Raw genomic sequence first — 22,329 nt, 5'->3', positions numbered from 1 at the left:
TTTCACTTAAATATTCTGGAGTCATAACATGGCAGCAAAAGACGTAATTTTCGGCGGCGAAGCCCGCGCACGCATGGTTGAAGGCGTGAACATTTTGGCCAACGCGGTCAAAGTAACCCTGGGCCCCAAGGGTCGTAACGTGGTGCTGGAGCGCTCTTTCGGCGCCCCCACCGTGACCAAGGACGGTGTGTCCGTGGCCAAGGAAATCGAACTCAAAGACAAGCTGCAAAACATGGGCGCGCAGATGGTCAAGGAAGTGGCTTCCAAGACTTCTGACAACGCTGGCGACGGCACCACCACCGCCACCGTGCTGGCTCAAGCCATCGTGCGCGAAGGCATGAAGTACGTGGCCGCCGGCATGAACCCGATGGATCTGAAGCGCGGTATCGACAAGGCTGTAGAAGCCCTGATCGCCGAACTGAAGAAGGCATCCAAACCCACCACCACCTCCAAAGAAATCGCCCAAGTCGGCTCGATTTCTGCCAACTCTGACGCATCCATTGGCGACATCATTGCCAACGCGATGGACAAAGTCGGCAAAGAAGGCGTGATCACTGTGGAAGACGGCAAGTCTCTGCAAAACGAACTCGACGTGGTCGAAGGCATGCAGTTTGACCGTGGCTACCTGTCACCCTACTTCATCAACAGCCAGGAAAAACAATCCGCGTTGCTGGACAACCCCTTCGTGCTGCTGTTCGACAAGAAGATCAGCAACATCCGTGACCTGTTGCCTACCCTGGAACAAGTCGCCAAGGCTGGCCGTCCCCTGTTGATCATTGCTGAAGATGTCGAAGGCGAAGCCCTGGCCACTTTGGTGGTCAACACCATCCGCGGCATCCTGAAGGTTGTGGCTGTCAAGGCTCCTGGCTTTGGTGACCGTCGCAAGGCCATGCTGGAAGACATCGCCATCCTGACTGGCGGCAAAGTGATCGCTGAAGAAGTTGGCCTGACCCTGGACAAAGTGACTTTGGCTGACCTCGGTTCTGCCAAGCGCATCGAAGTGGGCAAGGAAAACACCATCATCATCGACGGTGCTGGCCCAGCAGCTGACATCGAAGCCCGCGTGAAACAAGTGCGTGTACAAATCGAAGAAGCTACCAGCGACTACGACCGCGAAAAACTGCAAGAGCGTGTGGCCAAACTGGCTGGCGGTGTGGCCGTGATCAAGGTTGGCGCTGCCACCGAAGTCGAAATGAAAGAAAAGAAAGCCCGTGTGGAAGATGCTCTGCACGCTACCCGCGCTGCCGTGGAAGAAGGCATTGTGGCTGGTGGCGGCGTGGCTCTGCTGCGCGCCAAGCAAGCTGCGGGTGTCATCAAGGGTGACAACGCTGACCAAGACCACGGCATTGCCCTGGTGTTGAAAGCCATCGAAGCTCCCCTGCGCGAAATCGTTTACAACGCCGGTGGCGAAGCCTCTGTGGTGGTGAACGCTGTCATGGCAGGCACCGGCAACTACGGCTTCAACGCCGCCAACGACACCTATGGCGACATGATCGAAATGGGTATTCTGGACCCCACCAAAGTGACCCGCACCGCGCTGCAAAACGCAGCCTCTGTGGCTTCGCTGATGTTGACCACCGAATGTATGGTGGCCGAGTCCCCCAAGACTGAAGCCGCTGGCGGCATGGGTGGCGGCGACATGGGTGGTATGGGCGGCATGGGTGGTATGGGCGGCATGGGCATGTAATTACCCGACTGCAGTGCCTGAGCACTCCGGTGCTCTCCTGTTCTCCCCCTCAAAAAAAGGCCCCGCAATAAATCGCGGGGCCTTTTTTATTTTCAAACATAAATTAATACATAGATATCATTCACATTAAATATTAATTTAAAATTGAAAATATAGAAATGGACTCCCATGAAAATCAAGCTGCAACAACGAATATATTATTCCAAGCAAAATAGCAACAAAAACATAGATTAACACTCCTTTATCAGTAAGAATTTTTTCAGACAACGAAGCTATGCGAATAGTGTTGGGTATCAAGAAAACTATCAGAAAAGCGGAAATCATTGTCAAAAGAATGATTCTTAAATTGAATATCCATGCCTGAATATCAGGCATATTTCCCAAAGAATACCCATTGAACCCCAGCATTCCTTTGTAAACAACAACGGCTGTGGAAATGCTATCAGAACGAAACATGACACATGCAACATTAACAGCTAAAAAAGTTAATATCCAAGCAGCAGTCAACTTCAAAGTTTTACAAGATTGATTATTTCTATTTTGTTTGCTCAAAACTGGAAAAAATTTTCTCCAGAGATGATTCGTCACAATATACAAACCATGCATACCTCCAAAGACCACGTATGTCCAATTGGCCCCATGCCAAAAACCTAAAATCAAAAAGATAAAAACCGTTGGAATAACCAGGGAAAAAAGGAATCCAAAGGTTGGCGGCAGGTTTTGACCCAGACGCATGAATTGCAAAGTGATTGGCGTGTATAAATAATCTCCGACGTATTTAGTAAGGGTAATATGCCAACGTTGCCAAAAATCAATGATGCTGGTGGCTCGCAAAGGAGAATTAAAGTTAAATGGCAACCAGATACCAAATAATAAGGCTATTCCAACCGCCATGTCAGAGTACCCAGAGAAATCAAAATAAAGCTGAAAAGTGTATCCTAGACATGCAGTCCAGGATGCCAAAAAATTGGGTTCAAAATCTTGAGCTAGTGAATTGTAAAAGGTAGATATATAACTATTTAAAGTATCCGCAATCAATAGTTTTTTCGCCAACCCAACAGTAAAAATTAATAATCCAGTAACAATTTTTTCTTTTTGAATTACAAAATTCTCCGGAATCGAGAACTGCGGCATCATTTGCCTATGGTAAAGCAACGGTCCAGCTAAAAGATGAGGAAAAAAAGAAACAAAAAGGGTGTACTGAATAAAATTACGTTCTTTCACTTTATCTTGATAGTTATCAATCAAAAAAGCAATTTGAGTGAAAGTGAAAAATGAAATCCCAATAGGCAAAAATATATTAATTGAATCCAATGGATCCAGCTCCATCAGATCACATATATCATTGATATTATCAATGAAAAAATTGATGTATTTATAATACCCCAAAGCTACCAGATTAGCTGCAATTGCCAATATTAATATTACTTTTCGATATTTTAGTTCTTGCTTTGCTAGCAGAGTTCCGAAACCATAGTTGATGCAGATGGATATCACCAAAACCGGTAGAGCCTTGATGCTCCAATAAGCATAAAAGAAAATCGAAGCCATAGCCAACCATGCAAGCGCCTCTTGATGACTTTTTCTGGCGATCAGAAAATAGCCAGCAAATACGACTGGCATGAAAATGAAAACAAAAACTGAGGAGTTAAACAACATATTCAAAAAAGGGTGAGTTCGCAGCAACCCAAGCAAAATACCAACGCTTACCGTGCTGGCAGAACAATTTGCTCACTTTCCAGAGTTTGGGCATTGAGGTTTACAGGCTACATTGAATAACATATCTGTCTACACCACTGAACAGAGGTCGCCAGGGCGACTCGTGCCTCTGTGCAGCCCTTAGGCTCTGATCGTTTTGTGCAACTGAATAAAACCAGCACTGCCTGTCAGAGTCCGAAAAAGCGCATTGCCGGGATCACCTTTGCGGTGGATGTGAAATCCGGCTTTCTGGTATGCGCGAAGTGCCTCGGCGTTTCCTTCGAACATGGTGATTTCGGCGATCTTCGCAGGCATAACAACGTTACTGAAACTGCGTATCACACTGTCGATGATTTGCACCGTGATGCCTTGCCCCCGAAAACTTGGTTCGACGTAAAACGTCTCCATCTGCAGCGCCCCAGCAGTACGCTTGGGGGTTGCATCGGCAAACGCCTTGATCGCAGCTTTCGCATCGATCCATTTCTCAAAACCCAATAGATCAGAAAGCACGGCAGCCATCTTGAACCCACTGGGAATACCATCTGCGGCCTCAATCCATGCAGAACAACAGGCAACCGGAACACCACCCCTCGTGTAAACGAAAAAGGTGCTCAGGGCAAGCTGATATCCGTCACTTTCAATCGAGAGTGCTTGGTTGAGCAGTGCATCGACCTCTGCGTCACTCAGCAGAAAAAGCTTTTCATAGGTGCAACTGGCTGTGCCCAGCTTTTCCGCAGCTTTCACGGCAGCGATGAGAAAGGGCAAATCGGCCGGGGCAGCTTTTCGGAAAACCAAATCGTCCATGGCTTATCCCTGGTGAACACTCGAAATCAGCGCTTTTCGATCAATTTTCCCATTCTGATTCAAGGGAAAAGAGTCGAGCACATGTATCTGATGAGGGAGCATATAAGAAGGAAGTTCCCCTGCCAGGTGAGTCTTGCATGCCATTCGGAGCGACTCCTGATCAATGTCGGATGCCTCTAGAAATAAATGCAGTATGACTTTCCCATTCGTCTCTGCTTGGCCAACAAGAGCGACATTTCGGACACCGGCAAGGCTTCTGGCATGATGCTCTACCTCTCCGGCCTCAATACGATACCCGTCCACCTTCAGTTGGTAATCCACACGCCCGCAATAATAATAATTACCCTCTGATTCAAAGGCAATATCACCCGTCCGGTAGGCTGGCGCTTCGCCCGAACGAACGGAGAAAGCAGCAAGTGTCTTTTCCGGGTTGCGCCAGTATTGATCGGTTACCTGCCCGCCAGAAATCACAAGCTCGCCTTTTTCTCCAGGGGCAACGCAGTCTCCCTTTTCACTGATGAGGGAGAACACGGTTCCTGGCATCGGCACTCCGATGGAAACCACGCCCTGGTATTCACCAGAGGAACCCAAAGGCGATTTCAACTCGTAAACGGAGCAAAAAATCGTTGCCTCAGTGGGACCGTAAACGTTGAACAGGCGTGCCGATGGAATACATCGATGCCATTTTTCAGCCAACAAAGCGGGAAGCGCTTCGCCGCAAAAAAGAGAATAGCGCATGTCCGGCAAATCTATCTCGTCGAGATACCTCTCCAAAAAAGACAACACGGAAGGCACCATCAACGCGACCGATATCTTTCCACGTTGAAGTGTTTTCACCACGTCCAGGAAACCGACACCTGAGCCCGTGACGACATGACATGCGGCACCGAGAGCAAGCGGGGCTGCAAAGGACATGATGGAAAGGTCAAAAGTAAGGTCAAACATCTGCAGGAAACGGTCCGTCGGTCGAAACTCGAAACCCATTTCGCTGAGAAACGCTTTCATAAACCGCCTCAGGTTCCCATGGTAGATAGGGACACCCTTGGGATTACCCGTGCTACCGGAGGTAAAGAGCAGGTACGCCATGTCAGTCTCGCGGACTGGCGTGGGCACCCGTTCTGACGGGCTTGAAGAGATATTCCGCAGATTCAAGATTTTTATCGGAAGTCGCTGCGCCAGAACCCATTGACTGATTTCAGTTTCAGCGCCCGATTGAAAGAGTGTGGAAACATCAGCCTGCGTCAGACAACTGCCGTTGCGCTGCGCAGGGTTGTGAGGATTCAGAGGAACATAGGCCCTACCCGACGCAAGGATCGCAAGGATCGTGGCATACGTATAAGCATCCTGCGTTGCATACACTGCAATTCGCCGTTCATTAATCGGGACTTCCGAATCTATCGAGTCACGAATCCCCTGAACGAGAGCCAGAAGCTCCGCATAAGTCGTCGTTTGATCAGGAAAAACCAACGCTGGCTCGTTCGGAAAGAGCCCGGCGCAGCGAAAAAAATCGTCAACAAAAGTGGTTACGTAGGGAAGACTCATTTTCCCGTCTTGGTCTTTACAAGAGCCAGAATGTCGCCTACGTTACGAACATCCTGTAACTCGGCGAGTTTGAATTTAATGCCAAATTTTTTTTCAATGGCCACGATGAGCGTGATATGGGCAAGAGAGTCCCAACCTTCAATATCCTTGGCGCTTGTCTCTGTGTGTATAACGAGACTTTTATCCCGAAAAAGTTCTCGAAAGATACCCTCCACGACGAGGTGAATATCCCCCCGAGGATCGTCCTGAGGCTGGATAGTTGCCATGCGTTGCTCCTAAGGAAATGAAGTCGGATTCGCGGACACTTTAGCACATGGGGGCTATCTTGGGCTTACCGTCCACAGAACCACGACGGGGACAGACAAAGCCATTCCTGCACCGGCCTGCACCCCGCATTAGTCAAGAATGTCTTCAGGCTGGCGGCAAATTTTCAGCCCATGCAGGGCAAAACTTTGGCGTTTCCCTGGGTAGATTCGCAATTTTGTGAAACCCCGACTATTCGATAGCAATGGTGTTTTCAGGGCATGCGCAGCAGCATCCCCAGCGATATTCAATGTAAACCGGCGTGTTGCCACCCCGGGGCCAGAACCCTCAAAAATTAAGGTTTTTGATCCGGCGGCGGTAATCCTTGCGGCCAGGTAATCCAGCTTTTCGATGGGCTTGTTAAAACTGATCTCGATGAATTCCTTGTCGCTGGTCGGCCCTGTGACCATTCCGTCATTCAAATTGGCTCCGTTTGCCGCCAAACTGACCGGCATCACCTTAGCAATCACAGTCGATGGTTTGCAAGTACCCTGTACCCAGGCCGAGGCGCGCAACAGCCATTCAGTATTGTTGCTCACATAACGTGCGTCCTGAAATTGAAAATTCGGTGGCGCGCGCATGGTGTACTCGGGCCTTTCCCAGATCAGTATTTTGGGCGCATTGGTCTGGAAGGCATCACTACTCAAATAGCTTTCCATACCAAACCAGGATCCGATATTCGCCGTCACCGAGACATTCAAAATATCGCGCTGCAACACAAAACGCAGCGCATCCACAAAGCCAGTCCACTCCTGGGAGAAACTGCTGCCCTGCACCGTGATCCCGATGGGTACACGGTTGGCTTCATTCTGCTCCTGGGCTCGAATCACGCTGACCGGCGTGAATCGCTCAGGTGCAAAAGTCCCATAATTGGGTGGTATCAAAGCCATCAAATCATGTACTTTGGTCGGAAGTTTGCGCTTGCCGACGTTCATTTGAAACGCCACTTCAGGTGTTGCATCAAGCGCCTTTTTCAGCATGGGGTTGGCATCTATGCCAGCCTTGACGGTTTCAGCCGCCAACTTGGCACCAATAAAGCTCCAATGTCCATCAAGCCGATAAAAAAGGGGCGTATCTGAGTTCCGCATGGGACTGTTCAAGAAAGGCGTATTGAGATCAATCACCGTCACCCCGGCGGCCTGTAACGCCTTGCTCATACGCTCGTAATTACCAGCCATGTAATCGTTGAGTTTGATGTTGTCAGGAAGATACTCGGCGTACAAACGTACCTTCACTGGCACCATCGTGACGACCATGCTGATGCCGTTAGCCGCAAGCACTTTGTTGAAACGCCCAATCAGCGAAATGGTCTCTGCGTTGGCAGACGCTTCTGCCGGACTCGACAATTCAGATCGTAAAAAGAGCCAGTCATTTTTGCCGACAATGCCCAGAGACTCGCCACCGTGCACAGAAACCATGCCAAGGGCGCCGGACAAAAAGGCAACACATCGCCATTTATTGACACAGCAATTTTTTATCATTTCCATCGACACGATGCCGTCACATCAAATTTACCAACTGGATTCAAGTCAGGTTAAGTTACCGTGCCAACCAGTTCTCTGAGTACTTGCACATCTGAACGTCACTTATCGCTGATATTCCGTTTACTTTCAACTGACTGATGTCTTTGAGCCCTACGCCGATCGGTATTCTCAAAGCATGATCAGTGCCATCAGTACCGGCATCTACATTCATTCGATGCTTCAATTGCTGTTTGCTCCATGCCTCTACCGTCATCTGTTGAGTACCATTCGTCACGGCTTTTGCGCGAAGATACATCGAAGAATCCAGTGGCTTGTCAAATTGAATTTCAAAAGCGCTACGCATTGAGTTCGCAGATTCTTGCCCAGTGGGGGAACCAGCGCCCGCTCTGACCTGGATTTTTACTGAAACTGGATCACACACGGGCTCCGTCAGTGCCGCAATTTGCAATAACCAGAGTTGAGGATGGATCTTATAGCGCTCCAATCTGAGCTGATAATTGGGCCCAAGCTCGAAAGTCTGCCCCGGTATTTCCCAAAGTATCAGAGACGGTTTTTTTATCTGGAAAGCATTGTTTTGCAAATATGCGCGCAGCCCAACCCAGGGGCCTAAGTCACCATTGATCGAAAAATTGGAAACATTGCGCTGTAACGCAAAACGCAACGCATCCGGGAAGCCTAGCCAGTCACCAGACATACTGCTTCCTGTCAGCACTAATTCGCCTCCTTGAGTCGCCTCCTTCCCATTTTCCGAGACCGCATCACGACTTCTCACTACCGAAAATTTTTTCGTCCTCTCGGGTGCATAGGCCGGGGTGCCGGTCGGAAGGAAACTGACAATATCCCGTATCCTGCTCTGCACATACATTTTTTTATCCCAGGTGAGGGTGTATGGGACCGCTGGAATGGCTTCGTAAACCTTTTTCAGACCAGGCTCAGTCAACAAACCTTGAAGCACAGTTTGGGCTGCAATGTAGGTACCGGAATGAGTCCAATGTGTGTCCAATCTGTAGAAGAGAGGGGTTTCTGGGTTTTCCAATGCGGCCTGACGCATCGTTTTTTTCAGATCAATGACCGCCACACCGCCTTCAGATAAACGCGCAAGAGTTGCATCATTGAAACCTTTCATATACCGGCTCACTTCGAACCCGTCTGGCAAGTATTCAGAATAGATTTCCATTTTTAATGGCGTTGTGAGTACCACTAGACGTACGTTCGCCTTTTGGAGCATCCGGTTGGTTTTTTTGATCAGTTCGATGGATGCCAATACCTCTGACTGAAATGATTCGTGCACCATTCCATATCGGACAAATAGCCAATCATTCTTTCCGACTATCACGGGTGACTCTGTCTGCGCGTGGGCCATGGCACTCGCACATAGCCAAAAAAACAAACGAAACCCGGCAATCATTTTTTGAAACATCATCGCAAGCTACCCCTGCTATTTTGTCAACAAACCTAACTGCATCAGCATTTGATCCTCGTCATCCAGCTTTGCCTGCATCAAGCGCGCTGGCATTACCCAAATCAATATCTTCAGATTTTTCGTTGCCAATGGCTCTTCAGCGAAGTACTACCTTGTCATCTGAAGCTGGCCGCCGTCATCTTTTGATTGTTTTGGGAAGCAACGGTTAGCACATCATCAAACCCTGCAGTTCCAAATGTAAATCAATTGCTTGGTTCGTCTGGGGAATCTGTGGGTGGTTTGTGAGGTTTCAGAGCCAGATACCATGCCACAAGCAGATCACCAGCACTTTAACGAAACAATTTGTTCACCTGGAACATCAACCCGGCGGTACCCAGAATATTGACCTGGGCTTGCCAATCCGACTTAAGCTCATAGGTCACAGCAGGAATCAGCGCAAGTGACAGCCCCCTGAAATTCAGCGGCACCTTGTTTTCATACGGTGCCCGGTAACCATAAAGCAGCCCAGCAGTCCATTTGATCGACAGGTTGTCAATGCCGGCAATCGACTTGTAAGTGCGCCCCCAGGGATATAAATAGATCGTCGGTTGACCAAACGAATTGGTAAAAAATGCCGCCCCGTCCAAACTCCGGTCTGCATGCTCACGCTCCAGACCGACCATCACGACCCGTTTGTGCTCGGGGTCTTCGGAGTAGTGGTAGGTCATGGGACTGAACTGCCAATGCACCACCTTGCCCTGTGTCCAGTCGGTCAAGAACTCCGGTACAGCCAGTGCGGGCGCACAGTGCTGCGCCACAATCAGGCCGATGCTCAAACAAAATTTTTTCTTCATGGCTAAAAGCTGGTCTGCCCTTTTGGAGGGGCGGGTCAATGGGCAAACGGTGGGGCGCTGGTGGCTCACTTTGTGGCTTGTCGGAACGCTGAGCGGTTGTGCCTGGCTCACCGATCAACAACGGCAAATCATTTACCGCCCCATGCTGACTGCGCACGGCAGTACGGTCACCTCTCCGTCATCTGTGCAATTTTATGAGCTTGAAGTTCCCAGGTCAGGTACGCCAGCACACATCAGTCTGTGGTGGCTACCACAGACCGACCCGCAGGCCCCCACGCTGCTTTACCTGCATGGCACTTTCCGCAATCTGGAGGGCAACCAGCACAAGATCGAATCGCTGCGCCAAGCCGGTTTCTCCATTTTGGCGCTGGACTACCGTGGCTGGGGCCAAAGCACGGCCATCACCCCGTCCGAGCAAACTATTCTGGCCGATGCCCGCCTGGCCTGGGCCGAGCTGGTACGGCGCGAACCACGCCCGGCGCAGCGGGTAATTTACGGCCATTCCATGGGCAGTGGTGTGGCCGTTGACCTGGCCAGCCAGCTGAGCTACCCCCAAGACTATGGCGGCCTGATTCTGGAATCCGCCTTCACCAGTTTTGCCGATGTGGCCCGCTCGGCCGGTTTTTGGACCCGCGTGCTGGCGCTGTTCAGTACCGAGCGTTTTGCCTCCATCGACAAAATCGGTCAAGTTCACGCGCCTTTGCTGATGCTGCACGGCCAGCAGGATGACACCATTCCCATCGCCCTGGGTGAGCAGCTGTTTGCCGCCGCCCATGCCCCCAAACAATGGGTGTCGATCAAAGCTGGCGGCCACAGTGATTTGGATCTGGTGGCAGCTGATGCCTACCAGCATGCGCTGCAGGTGTTTAAAACTCAACACCTGGTGCCCGCGGCACTCCCCACGCTACAGACCCAGAATTGAAAGCGCGGCCCCCAATTGAGGGGCCGACTCGAAGTGGACACCCTGCCAGCCCAAGGCCTGGGCCGCATGGACATTGGACAAAAGGTCGTCAATAAACAAGGTGTGCTCGGGAACCAGCGCGTACTGCTGTTGCAGCGCCAGGTAAATGGCGGCATCGGGTTTGATCAGCTTGACATCGCCGGAAAACAAGCCACCGTCAAAACACGCCAAAAATGCATGATGTTCCTGCAAAAACCGGGCATAGGGCATCGGCATGTTCGACAGGTAATACAGCCCGGTCACACCCTCCCCTTGCTGGCGGCGGCGGTGTAAACGCTCCAGCAGCGCCACGGTGTCTGTCATGGGCATCAGGCGCTCGCCAATGCCACACACCAGTTGCCGGGTGCCTACCAGTGGCAGCGCAAGCCGGGTGGCGATCCGGTCAATGACGGTCTCCATGTCCAGAACACCACGGTCAAAGTCATGCCAGTCAGAGTGTCCAAACACCTGATGCGCCAAAGCCGCAGCGTCCTCATCAGTCTGGACACGCTCGGGAAACGTCTGCCGCAGCAGTTGCCGGGGTTGCCAGGCAAACAGCACCGCACCGAAGTCAAAAACGATGTTCATGCGCGTAAACGCACCAGCAGCCCCGCCGTGGACGCATCCAGCCCCGCCACATTGCCGTCGCTCAAACGGGCCTCCACATCCTTGGCCAGCACCTTGCCCAGCTCCACCCCCCACTGGTCAAAACTGTTGATGCCCCACAGGCTGCCACTAACAAACACGCGGTGCTCCTGCAAGGCAATCAGTGCGCCCAGGCTGGTCGGGTTGAGCTCATCGAGCAGCAAAAACGTGCTGGGTCGGTTGCCGGTGAAGTGTTTGTGGCCACCCGCATCGGCTTTGCCCAGCATCAGCGCCTGCGCCTGCGCCAGCACATTGGCCAGCAGCAGCGTGTGGTGTCCGGGCAAGCTGTGTTTGGGCTTTTTAACGGCGACAAACTCCACCGGCACCACGTCCGTGCCCTGGTGCAACATCTGAAAATAAGCGTGCTGGCCGTTGGTGCCAGGCTCGCCCCAGACCACGGGTGAGGTGGCATACGGTAGGGCCTGGCCCTCGGCATCCACCCGCTTGCCATTGCTTTCCATCTCCAACTGCTGCAAATACGCCGGGTAGCGTTTGAGGGCGCTGTGGTACGGGGCCACGCTGCGGCTGGTGAAGTGGTGAAAGTTGCGGTACCACACGTCCAGCAAGCCCAGGCGCACCGGCAGATTCTGTTCCAGCGGCGCGGTGCGGAAATGCTCGTCCATGTCGTGTGCACCGGCCAGAAATTCCCGGAAACCCTGCGCCCCGATGGCAATGGCCAGCGGCAGGCCAATGGCCGACCAGACCGAATAACGCCCCCCGACCCAATCCCAAAAACCAAAGGTGGTGCTGATGCCAAAAGCGTGAGCAGCTACAACATTGGTAGTGAGCGCAGCAAAATGCCGGGCGATATCGGTGCCGCCCTGGGCCTCAAACCAGGCCTTGGCACTGTGGGCGTTGGTCATGGTCTCGATGGTGGTGAAGGTTTTGCTGGCCACTAGGAACAGCGTGCTCTCGGGCTTGACTTTTTTCAGCACCGCCGCCAGTTCATGACCATCCACGTTCGAGACAAAGTGAAACCGCTTGCCCGGCGTGACGTATTCATCCAGCGCCAGCACCGCCATTTGTGGCCCCAGGTCTGAGCCACCAATGCCGATATTGACCACATCGGTGATGGCCGCATCGGCGCGCACCCGTTCAGCGTAATCCAGCATGGCCTCCAGCGTGGTGTGCACCTCGTGCAAGGTCTCGGCCATGTGCCGGTGCACCGACTGCGACGGCATGGCGGGGTCGATGGGTGGGGTTCTCAACAACCAATGCATCACCTGGCGCGCTTCGGTGCTGTTGATCCTGTCACCCGCGAACATGGCATCCCGGTGCGCCTCCAGTCCACTCTGGCGCGCCAGTTCCAGCAGCAGCGCCTGGGTCGCTTCGTCGACCAGATTTTTGGACAGGTCAGCAAACACATGTGGCGCGTTCTGGCTGAAAACCTCAAAGCGCCGGGGGTCAGCCGCAAACGCCGTGCGCAAATCCAAGGCACGGCCCGAGGCCTCAAACGCAGTTTGTAATTGGCCCCAGGCGGGGGTGTGGTCACAACGGGTACGGTTCATGGATCAATCTCCCTGGAAAGTGATGGTTGGCAACGAACGGTCTTAAGCCGCTTGCAATAACAAGTCTAGCTTGCCCGCATCGGTGCAGAAGGCACGAATCCCTTCGGCCAGCTTCTCGGTGGCCATGGCATCCTGGTTCAGCGCAAAGCGGAACGTGGCTTCGTCGTAGTTCAGGCGCGGCAGCTCCAGCGCTTGCGCGGCCTGGGCATCCAGCGCACAGGCCAGTGGCGCCTGGCTGTCGGCCAACTGGGCCAGCAGCTCGGGGCTGATGGTGAGCAAATCACAGCCCGCCAGCGCGGTGATCTGACCGACGTTGCGAAAGCTGGCCCCCATCACCTCGGTGGCAATACCAAACTTCTTGTAGTAGTTGAAGATTTGCGTGACCGATTTGACACCGGGGTCATTGGCCTCGGTGTTGTCAGCCTCTACCCAGGTGGCCCCGGCGGACTTCTTGTACCAGTCGTAAATGCGCCCGACAAAGGGCGAAATCAGTTGCACCTTGGCCTGGCCACAAGCCACCGCCTGGCAGAAGGAAAACAGCAGCGTCAGGTTGGTGTGAATGCCTTTGCGCTCCAGCTCGGCAGCGGCCTGAATGCCTTCCCAGGTGGCGGCCACCTTGATCAACACGCGGTCAATGTGAATGCCCTGCGCCTGGTACAACTCAATCAGCCGCTCGGCGCGGGTCACGGTGGCGCTGGCATCGAAACTCAACCGCGCATCGACTTCGGTCGACACCCGGCCGGGCACGATGGACAGGATTTCGCAACCAAAACGCACCAGCAGCCGGTCGGTCAGCTCGTCCAGTGCACGGCCGCGGAATTGGGCCACGGTGTCGTCCAGCAGCGTGCGGTACTCAGGTTTTTGCACGGCCTTGAGGATCAGTGAAGGATTGGTGGTGGCATCCTGCGGCTGAAAGACTTCAATCTGCTTGAAATCGCCGGTATCAGCGACCACGGTGGTGAATTGTTTGAGGGCGTTGAGTTGGTTCATGCCACCATTATGAAGCGCTGGCTGGGCCAGCAAATACAAAACAGTTACGGCATTTTCCATTGGCTGCAAGTCCATAAATGCCCAACTCAATCCCCTTGTTCTTCTTGTTTAAAAGCGCTTGGGTGGATGGCTGATTGTTGTAATCCCCCTCTATCCCCCAACCCCTTTCCACCCCCGCCGGGGCGGAAAGGGGGGCCAACAGCCGTATTTGGCCGAGTGTTTGAATGGAGGCCAGACAAGGCCGCGGCCAACGGGGTGGTATGAGGATTCGGTGTGCCTGCGCTGATAAACCGCTCACCAACGCTCCGGCGCACTGATCCCACAGACCAGACAAACACCCATACCGCCGAGTTGGCCGAGGCGTTGTATGCCCTCTGTTCAAACACTCGGCCACATACGGCTGTTAGCTCCCTCTTTCGCCCGGCGGGGCGAGAGAGGGCGGGGGGTGCGAGTGGGGGAAACTACAAAACTATGAAATTCATAGCTTATTACGCAACAAAGACAAGCTCTACAAGCGGAAAAGCCTCAAAAATCAACAACCACACGAATACACAAAAAAACCATGATTACTCTTAAAAACGTAGCTCTTCGCGCAAGTAGATCAAGCACTAGAGATCAATTTTTCTTATAAAAAAACAACCCATCCGAAGGACTGGAAAGCTGCGCCATCACGCTTTTGCATTAAATAAATCAAACGTTTGATTTATTTATATAGAATCCACGCCATGAATTCCAGTGACCACACCACCCTCGCATCACCAGACACCCCAGGCCGCATGCCCGTGCGTATGGACGGCCAGCAAGCCCGCGTGCGCCTGCTGGATGCCGGGCTGACCCTGTTTGCCGACAAGGGTTTTGCCAACACCTCCACCCGTGAAATTGCCCAGGCTGCGCAGGTGAATGTGGCGGCCATCAGCTACTATTTTGGCGACAAAGAAGGGCTGTACCGCGCCGTGTACACCGACCCGCGCCACAACCTCACGCTGGATGCCGCGGCTCTGGCCCAGACCGGCTCAGACATTCAGGCCACACTGCGCCTTCTGCTGAGCGGCCTGACCGACCCGCTCAAACAGGGCCTCATGGTGCAGCAGTGCATGAAACTGCACTTTCGTGAATTGCTGCACCCCACCGGCGTGTGGCAAGAGGAGATTGAACAAAACATCAAGCCCAGCCACCTTGCCCTGGTGCAGGCGCTGTGCCAGCACCTGAAGCTGGCACAAGCTGACGACGACGTGCACCGGCTGGCGTTCTCGATCTCGGGCCTGGCCGCCATGCTGCACATTGGCCATGACGTGATCACCACCATCCGCCCGCAGCTGATCGCCGCCCCAACAGCCATTGACTTGTATGTGAAGCGTATGCTGACCTACGCCATGGCCATGGTCGAGGCCGAAGCCCAACGCCGCACATCGGCCACCACGGCATCCGTGCCGCAGGACCCGACCCGGTCTGATCCCACTTCCGCAGGACTCTGAATATGCGCTTTTCCACACGCCGACTCACCCTCTTGATCCTGGCCCTGGGGCTGGCCGGGTGCACCAGCCTGATGCCACCCAAGCAAGTCGACCCGCTGGTGGTCAGCCAATGGCAAGCGCCCTTGCCGCACCAAGGCACCGTGGGTGCATTGGCCCAGTGGTGGCAGCAACAAGGCGACCCGCTGCTGGTGGAGCTGATCGAGGCGGCCCAAACCGTCAGCCCCACGGTGGCGCAAGCCCTGGCCCGGGTGGAATCGGCACGCGCCACACGCACCAGCGCCAACGCCGCCCTGCTACCCAGCCTGGACGCATCCACCAGCGTGAGCCGTGGGGTGAGCCAACCCAACGTGCCGCTGGCCACCACCCAGACCCTCGGCTTGCAAGCGGCCTGGGAACTTGACCTGGTGGGGGCCAACCGCGCCGTCAGCCATGCCGCTGATGCCCAGCTCCAGGGCAGTCAGGCGCTGTGGCACGATGCCCGCGTGTCGGTGGCCGCTGAAGTAGCCAACACCTACTACAGCCTGATCACCTGTTACCAATGGCTGAACCTGACCCGCCAGGATGCGGCTTCCCGGCAGCAAACCGCCCGCCTGGCAGAACTCAGCGCCCAGGCCGGCTTCACCGCACCGGCCAGCGCCGCCCTGGCCCGCGCCAGCGCAGCAGAGGGCAATAGCCGGGTCACCCAGCAAGCCGCCGCCTGTGACATGGACACCAAAGCCCTGGTGGCCCTGACCGGCATGGTCGAGCTAAATTTAAGACAAAAAGTAGCTCTGGCCCTTGTAAAACCTGCGCTAGCAGCACCTTTTTTAATAGCGAGTGTGCCCGCACAAACACTCACCCAACGGCCCGATGTGGTGGCCGCCGAACGCGACGTGGTGGTGGCCAGCGCCCAGGTGGGTGCGGCCAAAGCACAACGCTACCCCCGCCTCACGCTGGGCGGCTCGATTGGCACACTGCGCTACAGCAGCCAGGGCACATCCACCAGCCTGGACACCTGGTCGTTTGGCCCGCTGGCCCTGAGCCTGCCGCTGTTTGACGGTGGCCAGCGCGCCGCCAATGTGCTGGCCAGTGAGGCCAACTACACCCAGGTGGTGGCGGTTTACCGCGCCAAAGTGCGCCAGGCCGTGCGTGAGGTGGAAGAGGCCCTGGTCAAGCTCAACAGTGCCGATGCCCGCCAGCGCAACGCCGAAGTCTCCACCCAGGGTTATGCCGAATCCCTGCAAGCCACCCAAGCCCGCTACAGCCAGGGTCTGGCCAGCCTGGTTGAACTGGAAGAGGCCCGCCGCAACGCACTGGCAGCCCAGTCCACCCAACTGTCGTTGGCCCTGGAGCGCAACCAGGCCTGGGTGGCGCTGTACCGCGCATTGGGTGGTGGTTTTGATGCCACAGCACCTGCCCCACTTTGAACCCGCTTTTGAAACCCCTGTTTTCACCGCACACACCATGAACCACCTGACTTTAAAACCCCTTACCCTGGGCCTGCTGGCCGCCGCACTGATGGGCCTTGGTGCCCTGGGCATGTGGATGGCCCAGCCATCGGCGGCACAAACCACCCCCGCAGAGGTGCTCAACACGGCCCCCAGCGCAGCCAAACCAGCCCTCACCGTGGCGCTCACCCAGGCCCGCAGCGGCTTGCTGCCGATCAAACTGGCGGCCAATGGCAATGTGGCCGCCTGGCAAGAGGCCAGCATCGGCACCGAAGTCGGCGGCCTGCGGGTGGCGGAGTTACATGCCAATGTGGGTGACAGCGTCCAGAAAGGCCAGCTGCTGGCCAGCTTTGCCACCGACAGCGTGAAGGCTGACGTGGCCCTGGCCCGCGCCGCCGTGGCCGAGGCCCAGGCCAACGCCCTGGAGGCGGCCGCCAACGCCGAGCGAGCCCGCGCCGTGCAAGGCAGCGGGGCCCTGAGTGCCCAGCAAATCAACCAGTACCTGACGCAGGAACAAACCGCCAAGGCCCGCGTGGCCTCCACCCAGGCGCAACTCGATGCCCAACTGCTGCGCCTGAAGCAAACCCAGGTGCTGGCCCCGGACAACGGCATCCTCTCCAGCCGCAGCGCCACGGTGGGCGCGGTGCTGGGGGCAGGCAGCGAGCTGTTCAAACTGATTCGCCAGGGCCGCCTGGAGTGGCGCGGCGAGGTCACCTCGGCCGAGCTGGGCCGCATCCGTGTGGGTACGGCGGTGCTGGTCACCGCCCCTGGTGGCGCGCAGACCAAAGGCCGGGTGCGTATGCTGGCCCCCACGGTGGATGCCGCCAGCCGCAATGGCCTGGTGTATGTTGACCTGCTGGAAACGGGCAAAGCAGCCACGGCCCAAGCCTTCAAACCCGGCATGTTTGCCCGGGGTGAGTTTGAGCTGGGCCAATCTGCCGCTTTGAGCGTGCCCCAAACCGCCGTGGTGGTGCGTGATGGCTTCAGCACCGTCTACCGCGTGGGGGCCGACCACCGGGTCAGCCAGCTCAAGGTGCAAACCGGCCGGGTGCAGGGGGATGCCATCGAAATTCAAAGTGGGGTCAAGCCTGAGGACCAACTGGTGGCCAGCGGTGGCAGCTTCCTGAGCGAAGGTGATCTGGTGCGGGTGGTTGAATCTTCCAAGCCAAACAGTGCTCCAGCGCAAGCAGCACCTGCACAAGAAGCTAGCAAATAAAGAGCAAACACCATGAATCTTTCTGCCTGGTCCATCAAAAACCCGATTCCTGCGGTGATGCTGTTTGTGCTGCTGAGCTTTGCCGGCCTGCTGTCCTACCAGTCCATGAAGGTGCAGCAGTTCCCCGACATGGAGCTGCCCATGGTGACCGTGGCCGCCTCCCTGCCCGGCGCAGCCCCGGCCCAGCTGGAGACCGAAGTGGCCCGCAAGCTGGAAAACGCCATTGCCCCGCTGCAAGGCCTGAAAAACATCTACACCCAGGTGCATGACGGTGGCGTGACCATCACCGCCGAGTTCCGCCTGGAAAAACCCACGCAAGAAGCGGTGGACGATGTGCGCAGCGCCATCCAGGGCGTGCGCAGCGACCTGCCCAGCGACGTGCGTGACCCGGTGGTGGGCAAGGTCAACCTGTCGGGGGCACCCATTTTGGCCATCACCATCCGCTCGACGCAGATGGACGACGAGGCCTTGAGCTGGTTTGTCGACAACACGGTGACACGCCGCCTGCTGGGGGTCAAAGGCGTGGGCTCGGTGGCGCGGGTGGGTGGTGTGAGCCGCCAGGTGGAAGTGGCGCTGGACCCGCTGAAATTACAAGCCCTGGGGGCCACGGCGGCCGACGTGTCACGCCAATTGCGCCAGGTGCAAACCGAAAGCGCCGGTGGCCGCGCCGACTTGGGCGACAGCGAACAACCCATGCGCACCCTGGCCACGGTGAAAACCGTGCAAGAACTGGCACAGATTGAATTCACCCTGAGCAGCGGCCAGCGCATCCGCCTGGACCAGGTGGCCAGCGTGCGCGACACCGTGGCCGAGCCACGCGCCCTGGCCCTGCTTAATGGCAAGCCGGTGGTGGGGTTTGAAATCACCCGCAGCAAAGGGGCCAGCGAGGTCGAGGTGGGCGCGGCGGTGCAGCTGGCCCTCAAGGAACTCCAGGCCCAGCACCCGGACATTGAACTCACCCAGGCGTTTGACTTTGTCACCCCGGTGGCCGAGGAGTTTGATGCCTCCATGGTGATGCTGTACGAGGGTGCCATTCTGGCGGTGCTGGTGGTCTGGCTGTTCTTGCGCAATGTGCGCGCTACCTTTGTCTCGGCCGTGGCCTTGCCGCTGTCGGTGATTCCAGCCTTTATCGGCATGGCGTTCATGGGTTTTTCCATCAACACCGTGACACTGCTGGCGCTCTCGCTGGTGATCGGAGTGCTGGTGGACGACGCGATTGTGGAGGTGGAAAACATCGAGCGCCATTTGCAAATGGGCAAAACGCCCTACCAGGCCGCGATGGAGGCCGCCGATGAAATTGGCCTGGCGGTGGTGGCCACCACCTTCACGCTGATCTCGGTGTTTTTGCCCACCGCCTTCATGTCCGGCATTGCCGGCAAGTTTTTCAAACAGTTTGGCTGGACCGCCGCGCTGGCGGTGTTTGCCTCTCTGGTGGTGGCGCGCCTGCTCACGCCCATGATGGCGGCCTATGTGATGAAACCCAGTAAACACCCGCACCAGGACCCGTTCTGGATGCCGGTTTACCTGCGGGCCAGTCGCTGGGCGCTGGGCCACCGCTGGATCACGCTGGGGCTGGCCGCCGCGTTTTTCGTCGGCTCCATCGCGCTGATTCCGCTGCTGCCCAAAGGCTTCATGCCACCGGACGACAACTCACAAACCCAGGTCTACCTGGAACTGCCGCCCGGCTCCACCCTGAGCCAGACCCGCGAGGCGGCGGAAGGTGCACGCCAGCTGCTGATGCAGGTGGCGCATGTCAAAAGTGTCTACACCACCATTGGCGGCGGCGCGGCGGGCACAGACCCATTTGCCCCGGCGGGCACGAGCGAGGTGCGCAAAGCCACGCTGACGGTGCTACTGGCCGAGCGTGGTGAGCGCCCGCGCAAGCAGGGCATCGAGTCCGCCATCCGCACCGCCATGGCCGAATTGCCCGGTGTGCGCAGCAAAGTGGGCCTGGGCGGCAGTGGTGAAAAATACCAGCTGGTGCTCACCGGTGAAGACCCGCAAGCACTGGCCATGGCCGCCGCCGCACTGGAGAAAGACCTGCGCACCATTCCCGGCCTGGGCAGCATCACCTCCAGCGCCAGCCTGATCCGCTCTGAAATTGCGGTACGGCCCGACTTTGCCCGCGCCGCCGAACTGGGCGTGACCAGCAGCGCCATTGGTGAGACCCTGCGTATTGCCACCGTGGGCGACTACGACACGGCCTTACCCAAGCTCAACCTGAGCCAGCGCCAGGTGCCTATCGTGGTGAAACTGGTCGATAGCGCCCGGCAAGACCTGGCCGTGCTGGGCCGCCTGAGCGTGCCCGGCCTCAAAGGCCCGGTGATGCTCAGCCAGGTGGCCACGCTGGAGGTCACCGGTGGCCCGGCGGTGATTGGCCGCCTGAACCGCTCACGCAATATCACCTTTGAGGTGGAGCTCTCGGGCGCACCGCTGGGCGACGTGACCGCCGCCGTGGCCAAGCTGCCCAGCCTGCAAAACCTGCCCGCCGGAGTAAAACAACTCGCCCTGGGCGACGCAGAGGTGATGGACGAGCTGTTTGCCAGCTTTGGCCTGGCCATGCTGACCGGCGTGCTGTGTATCTACATCGTGCTGGTGCTGCTGTTCAAAGACTTTCTGCATCCCTTCACCATCCTGACCGCCCTGCCCTTGTCACTGGGTGGCGCGTTTGTGGGGCTGCTGCTGGCGGACAAAAGCTTCTCGATGCCGTCGCTGATTGGCCTGATCATGCTGATGGGTATTGCCACCAAAAACTCGATCTTGCTGGTGGAATACGCCATCGTGGCGCGGCGCGATCATGGCCTGAGCCGCTTTGACGCGCTGCTGGATGCCTGCCACAAACGCGCCCGCCCCATCGTCATGACCACCCTGGCCATGGGTGCCGGCATGGTGCCCCTGGCCGCCGGCTGGGGCGCCGCCGACAGCAGCTTCAGAAGCCCGATGGCGGTGGCCGTGATCGGCGGGCTGATCACCTCCACCGTGCTGAGCCTGCTGGTGATCCCGTCGGTGTTCACCTTGATGGATGACTTTGAACACTTCATGGGGCGCGTCAAACGCTGGGTGCGGCGGGAGAAGGCTCCTGAAGAGAAGACAGATTTACAAGTCATTTAGGGCTGTAGCGCTTGATTTACTTGCGTAAGCTGCTTTTTAATTTGTAGCAATGGCTGGCTCAATCATTTGCTGATGGATTGATTGTGCTGAGGGTGATTGCTGCCTGGAATACGGTTTTCCGGGTGGCTTGGGCCGACGATTCGATTCAGATCAGCCCAGGTACGGCTGACAAATCACACTGATTGACGGCTGTAGACCCGTTGCTGTCGGCCACGACAGGCAGCTTACTGGTTCCAAAATTGATTGCCTGTTAGAAGCCTTTGGCGGCGGACTTCAACGTGCCCTAAACTTACATACGTGCCAGCGTTGCTGTCGTCAACAATGCAGCGGCTGCTAACGTTGTTCGAGGACTGCCGTCCTGGTGCTTATTAGTATCACTCGGTGATCGGACCCGTCGGCAATATGGTCAATTTGTGTAGCGCTTCGGTCGATAGGCTCACACAGTCTGCCCCTTCGTCCACGTGACAGCGCCGAGCAAATTTTTCCATCTACGCTCCCAGAACATCAGTGGATCAGCGAATATTTGACGCGAGGAATGAATTCAGCTGCAGGGCAAGCGACGACAGATTGGAAACCTCGCATTCCCATACGACCAGAATCTCCCAGCCCATAGCATCCAGAGCCATCAGAGCGAGGGTATCACGTCGTGTGTTAGCCTCCAGTTTGTCCAGCCAGAACTGCGTATTTGATTTTGGTGTGTAGGCAAGTCTGCATCCGGGATGCTGGTGCCAGAAACAGCCATGAACAAAAATCACTTTTCTCAGACGCGGAAAAACAATATCTGGAGAACCTGGCAAGTCCTTTCGGTGCAGGCGATAGCGAAACCCCATTCCGTGCACCAGCTTTCGGACCACCATTTCGGGCTTCGTGTTCTTCCCTTTGATGCCAGCCATCATTCGGGAACGAACTTCGGGGGACACGATATCCATCACATCACTCACCGGCCCCGTGCATTCCCGGACGATGCAGCGCAGTTTCCAGGCCAGCAGAAGGGCCGCAATTCGATCGACTTCATCATCAAGCATCACCCTCACTGAATTGATCCCGTGTACCCACCTACTGCGCATGCGGCAAATTTGATATGCCAAGGCAAATCGAATATACGTATCAGGGTGACAAAACCTGTGCTTCGCCGTTAGCAGTACTCCGTCCCGCCTGCAGATTCATTACACTCCATGACAAAGCAGCATTTTGCGCCCAGTTGACGAATTTTCAAGCCGCGCCGCGGCATGTGGTATGAACA

General features: G+C 56.0%; 17 protein-coding genes. 6 read left to right on the top strand and 11 right to left on the bottom strand.

Annotation, left to right across the window (positions count from 1 at the left end; all coding sequences use genetic code 11):
* The first annotated feature begins 28 nt into the window (after positions 1-28).
* Entirely contained in the window at positions 29-1,687 is a 1,659-nt protein-coding gene (gene groL, locus LDN84_RS05315) for a chaperonin GroEL (RefSeq protein ID WP_223909483.1), read from the top strand.
* 138 nt (positions 1,688-1,825) lie between these two features.
* Here groL and LDN84_RS05310 read toward each other — a convergent pair whose 3' ends face one another.
* The 7 genes from LDN84_RS05310 to LDN84_RS05280 all read right to left on the bottom strand — a co-directional run bounded on the left by LDN84_RS05310 (position 1,826) and on the right by LDN84_RS05280 (position 9,774).
* Complete coding sequence (locus LDN84_RS05310) at positions 1,826-3,310, bottom strand: MBOAT family O-acyltransferase (RefSeq protein WP_223909481.1); 1,485 nt, start codon at positions 3,308-3,310, stop codon at positions 1,826-1,828.
* A 216-nt stretch (positions 3,311-3,526) separates the two neighbouring features.
* The gene (locus LDN84_RS05305; RefSeq protein ID WP_223909478.1) at positions 3,527-4,189 is read right to left on the bottom strand and encodes a GNAT family N-acetyltransferase; all 663 of its coding nucleotides are present in this window, start codon (positions 4,187-4,189) and stop codon (positions 3,527-3,529) included.
* Between the two features lie 3 nt (positions 4,190-4,192).
* Positions 4,193-5,731: an AMP-binding protein gene (locus LDN84_RS05300; protein ID WP_223909475.1), complete on the bottom strand. Its 1,539-nt coding sequence runs from the start codon at positions 5,729-5,731 to the stop codon at positions 4,193-4,195.
* Positions 5,728-5,997 (bottom strand): acyl carrier protein, encoded by a 270-nt coding sequence (locus LDN84_RS05295; protein WP_223909471.1) that lies wholly within the window; start codon positions 5,995-5,997, stop codon positions 5,728-5,730. Before LDN84_RS05295 ends, LDN84_RS05300 begins: the two co-directional genes overlap by 4 nt.
* 129 nt (positions 5,998-6,126) lie before the next feature.
* Positions 6,127-7,521, bottom strand: coding sequence for an alginate O-acetyltransferase AlgX-related protein (locus LDN84_RS05290; protein ID WP_223912771.1), 1,395 nt, complete (start codon positions 7,519-7,521; stop codon positions 6,127-6,129).
* A 52-nt stretch (positions 7,522-7,573) separates the two neighbouring features.
* Entirely contained in the window at positions 7,574-8,941 is a 1,368-nt protein-coding gene (locus tag LDN84_RS05285; protein ID WP_223909468.1) for an alginate O-acetyltransferase AlgX-related protein, read from the bottom strand.
* Positions 8,942-9,270: 329 nt separating this feature from the next.
* Complete coding sequence (locus LDN84_RS05280; RefSeq protein WP_223909467.1) at positions 9,271-9,774, bottom strand: hypothetical protein; 504 nt, start codon at positions 9,772-9,774, stop codon at positions 9,271-9,273.
* Here LDN84_RS05280 and LDN84_RS05275 point away from each other — a divergent pair.
* Positions 9,773-10,696, top strand: a complete 924-nt coding sequence (locus tag LDN84_RS05275; protein WP_223909466.1) for an alpha/beta hydrolase — start codon at positions 9,773-9,775, stop codon at positions 10,694-10,696. The two genes, LDN84_RS05280 and LDN84_RS05275, sit on opposite strands and share 2 nt — an antisense overlap.
* Here LDN84_RS05275 and LDN84_RS05270 read toward each other — a convergent pair.
* The 3 genes from LDN84_RS05270 to tal are packed head-to-tail and all read right to left on the bottom strand — an operon-like array spanning position 10,679 to position 13,857.
* Positions 10,679-11,302: an HAD family hydrolase gene (locus tag LDN84_RS05270; RefSeq protein ID WP_223909465.1), complete on the bottom strand. Its 624-nt coding sequence runs from the start codon at positions 11,300-11,302 to the stop codon at positions 10,679-10,681. The two genes, LDN84_RS05275 and LDN84_RS05270, sit on opposite strands and share 18 nt — an antisense overlap.
* On the bottom strand, positions 11,299-12,867 hold the full coding sequence (gene pgi / locus LDN84_RS05265) for a glucose-6-phosphate isomerase (protein ID WP_223909463.1): 1,569 nt from the start codon (positions 12,865-12,867) through the stop codon (positions 11,299-11,301). The genes LDN84_RS05270 and pgi overlap by 4 nt, the downstream gene beginning before the upstream one ends.
* 42 nt (positions 12,868-12,909) lie before the next feature.
* On the bottom strand, positions 12,910-13,857 hold the full coding sequence (gene tal / locus LDN84_RS05260; RefSeq protein ID WP_223909459.1) for a transaldolase: 948 nt from the start codon (positions 13,855-13,857) through the stop codon (positions 12,910-12,912).
* 725 nt (positions 13,858-14,582) lie between these two features.
* Here tal and LDN84_RS05255 point away from each other — a divergent pair.
* The 4 genes from LDN84_RS05255 to LDN84_RS05240 are packed head-to-tail and all read left to right on the top strand — an operon-like array spanning position 14,583 to position 21,086.
* Positions 14,583-15,332, top strand: a complete 750-nt coding sequence (locus tag LDN84_RS05255; RefSeq protein ID WP_223909456.1) for a CerR family C-terminal domain-containing protein — start codon at positions 14,583-14,585, stop codon at positions 15,330-15,332.
* Positions 15,333-15,334: 2 nt separating this feature from the next.
* Positions 15,335-16,738 (top strand): efflux transporter outer membrane subunit, encoded by a 1,404-nt coding sequence (locus LDN84_RS05250; protein WP_223909454.1) that lies wholly within the window; start codon positions 15,335-15,337, stop codon positions 16,736-16,738.
* 37 nt (positions 16,739-16,775) lie between these two features.
* A complete protein-coding gene (locus LDN84_RS05245; RefSeq protein ID WP_223909452.1) occupies positions 16,776-17,975 on the top strand; it encodes an efflux RND transporter periplasmic adaptor subunit in 1,200 nt (399 codons plus the stop codon).
* Between the two features lie 12 nt (positions 17,976-17,987).
* Positions 17,988-21,086, top strand: a complete 3,099-nt coding sequence (locus tag LDN84_RS05240; protein WP_223909450.1) for an efflux RND transporter permease subunit — start codon at positions 17,988-17,990, stop codon at positions 21,084-21,086.
* Positions 21,087-21,598: 512 nt separating this feature from the next.
* On the opposite strand, the gene LDN84_RS05235 is transcribed toward LDN84_RS05240, so the two are convergent.
* Positions 21,599-22,111, bottom strand: coding sequence for a very short patch repair endonuclease (locus tag LDN84_RS05235; RefSeq protein WP_223909448.1), 513 nt, complete (start codon positions 22,109-22,111; stop codon positions 21,599-21,601).
* Positions 22,112-22,329: the final 218 nt, after the last annotated feature.

Source organism: Rhodoferax lithotrophicus, from assembly GCF_019973615.1.
Taxonomy (GTDB): domain Bacteria; phylum Pseudomonadota; class Gammaproteobacteria; order Burkholderiales; family Burkholderiaceae_C; genus Rhodoferax; species Rhodoferax lithotrophicus.
The sequence above is the reverse complement of the archived record's forward strand: the minus strand, read 5'-3'. Positions and strand labels throughout refer to the sequence as shown.

Excerpts from the sequence above, each read along its gene's own strand:
- groL (WP_223909483.1), top strand. The coding sequence starts at position 29 with ATGGCAGCAAAAGACGTAATTTTCGGCGGCGAAGCCCGCGCACGCATG.
- LDN84_RS05310 (WP_223909481.1), bottom strand. The coding sequence starts at position 3,310 with ATGCCAGTCGTATTTGCTGGCTATTTTCTGATCGCCAGAAAAAGTCAT.
- LDN84_RS05305 (WP_223909478.1), bottom strand. The coding sequence starts at position 4,189 with ATGGACGATTTGGTTTTCCGAAAAGCTGCCCCGGCCGATTTGCCCTTT.
- LDN84_RS05300 (WP_223909475.1), bottom strand. The coding sequence starts at position 5,731 with ATGAGTCTTCCCTACGTAACCACTTTTGTTGACGATTTTTTTCGCTGC.
- LDN84_RS05295 (WP_223909471.1), bottom strand. The coding sequence starts at position 5,997 with ATGGCAACTATCCAGCCTCAGGACGATCCTCGGGGGGATATTCACCTC.
- LDN84_RS05290 (WP_223912771.1), bottom strand. The coding sequence starts at position 7,521 with ATGGAAATGATAAAAAATTGCTGTGTCAATAAATGGCGATGTGTTGCC.
- LDN84_RS05285 (WP_223909468.1), bottom strand. The coding sequence starts at position 8,941 with ATGATGTTTCAAAAAATGATTGCCGGGTTTCGTTTGTTTTTTTGGCTA.
- LDN84_RS05275 (WP_223909466.1), top strand. The coding sequence starts at position 9,773 with ATGGCTAAAAGCTGGTCTGCCCTTTTGGAGGGGCGGGTCAATGGGCAA.
- LDN84_RS05280 (WP_223909467.1), bottom strand. The coding sequence starts at position 9,774 with ATGAAGAAAAAATTTTGTTTGAGCATCGGCCTGATTGTGGCGCAGCAC.
- LDN84_RS05270 (WP_223909465.1), bottom strand. The coding sequence starts at position 11,302 with ATGAACATCGTTTTTGACTTCGGTGCGGTGCTGTTTGCCTGGCAACCC.
- pgi (WP_223909463.1), bottom strand. The coding sequence starts at position 12,867 with ATGAACCGTACCCGTTGTGACCACACCCCCGCCTGGGGCCAATTACAA.
- tal (WP_223909459.1), bottom strand. The coding sequence starts at position 13,857 with ATGAACCAACTCAACGCCCTCAAACAATTCACCACCGTGGTCGCTGAT.
- LDN84_RS05255 (WP_223909456.1), top strand. The coding sequence starts at position 14,583 with ATGAATTCCAGTGACCACACCACCCTCGCATCACCAGACACCCCAGGC.
- LDN84_RS05250 (WP_223909454.1), top strand. The coding sequence starts at position 15,335 with ATGCGCTTTTCCACACGCCGACTCACCCTCTTGATCCTGGCCCTGGGG.
- LDN84_RS05245 (WP_223909452.1), top strand. The coding sequence starts at position 16,776 with ATGAACCACCTGACTTTAAAACCCCTTACCCTGGGCCTGCTGGCCGCC.
- LDN84_RS05240 (WP_223909450.1), top strand. The coding sequence starts at position 17,988 with ATGAATCTTTCTGCCTGGTCCATCAAAAACCCGATTCCTGCGGTGATG.
- LDN84_RS05235 (WP_223909448.1), bottom strand. The coding sequence starts at position 22,111 with ATGCTTGATGATGAAGTCGATCGAATTGCGGCCCTTCTGCTGGCCTGG.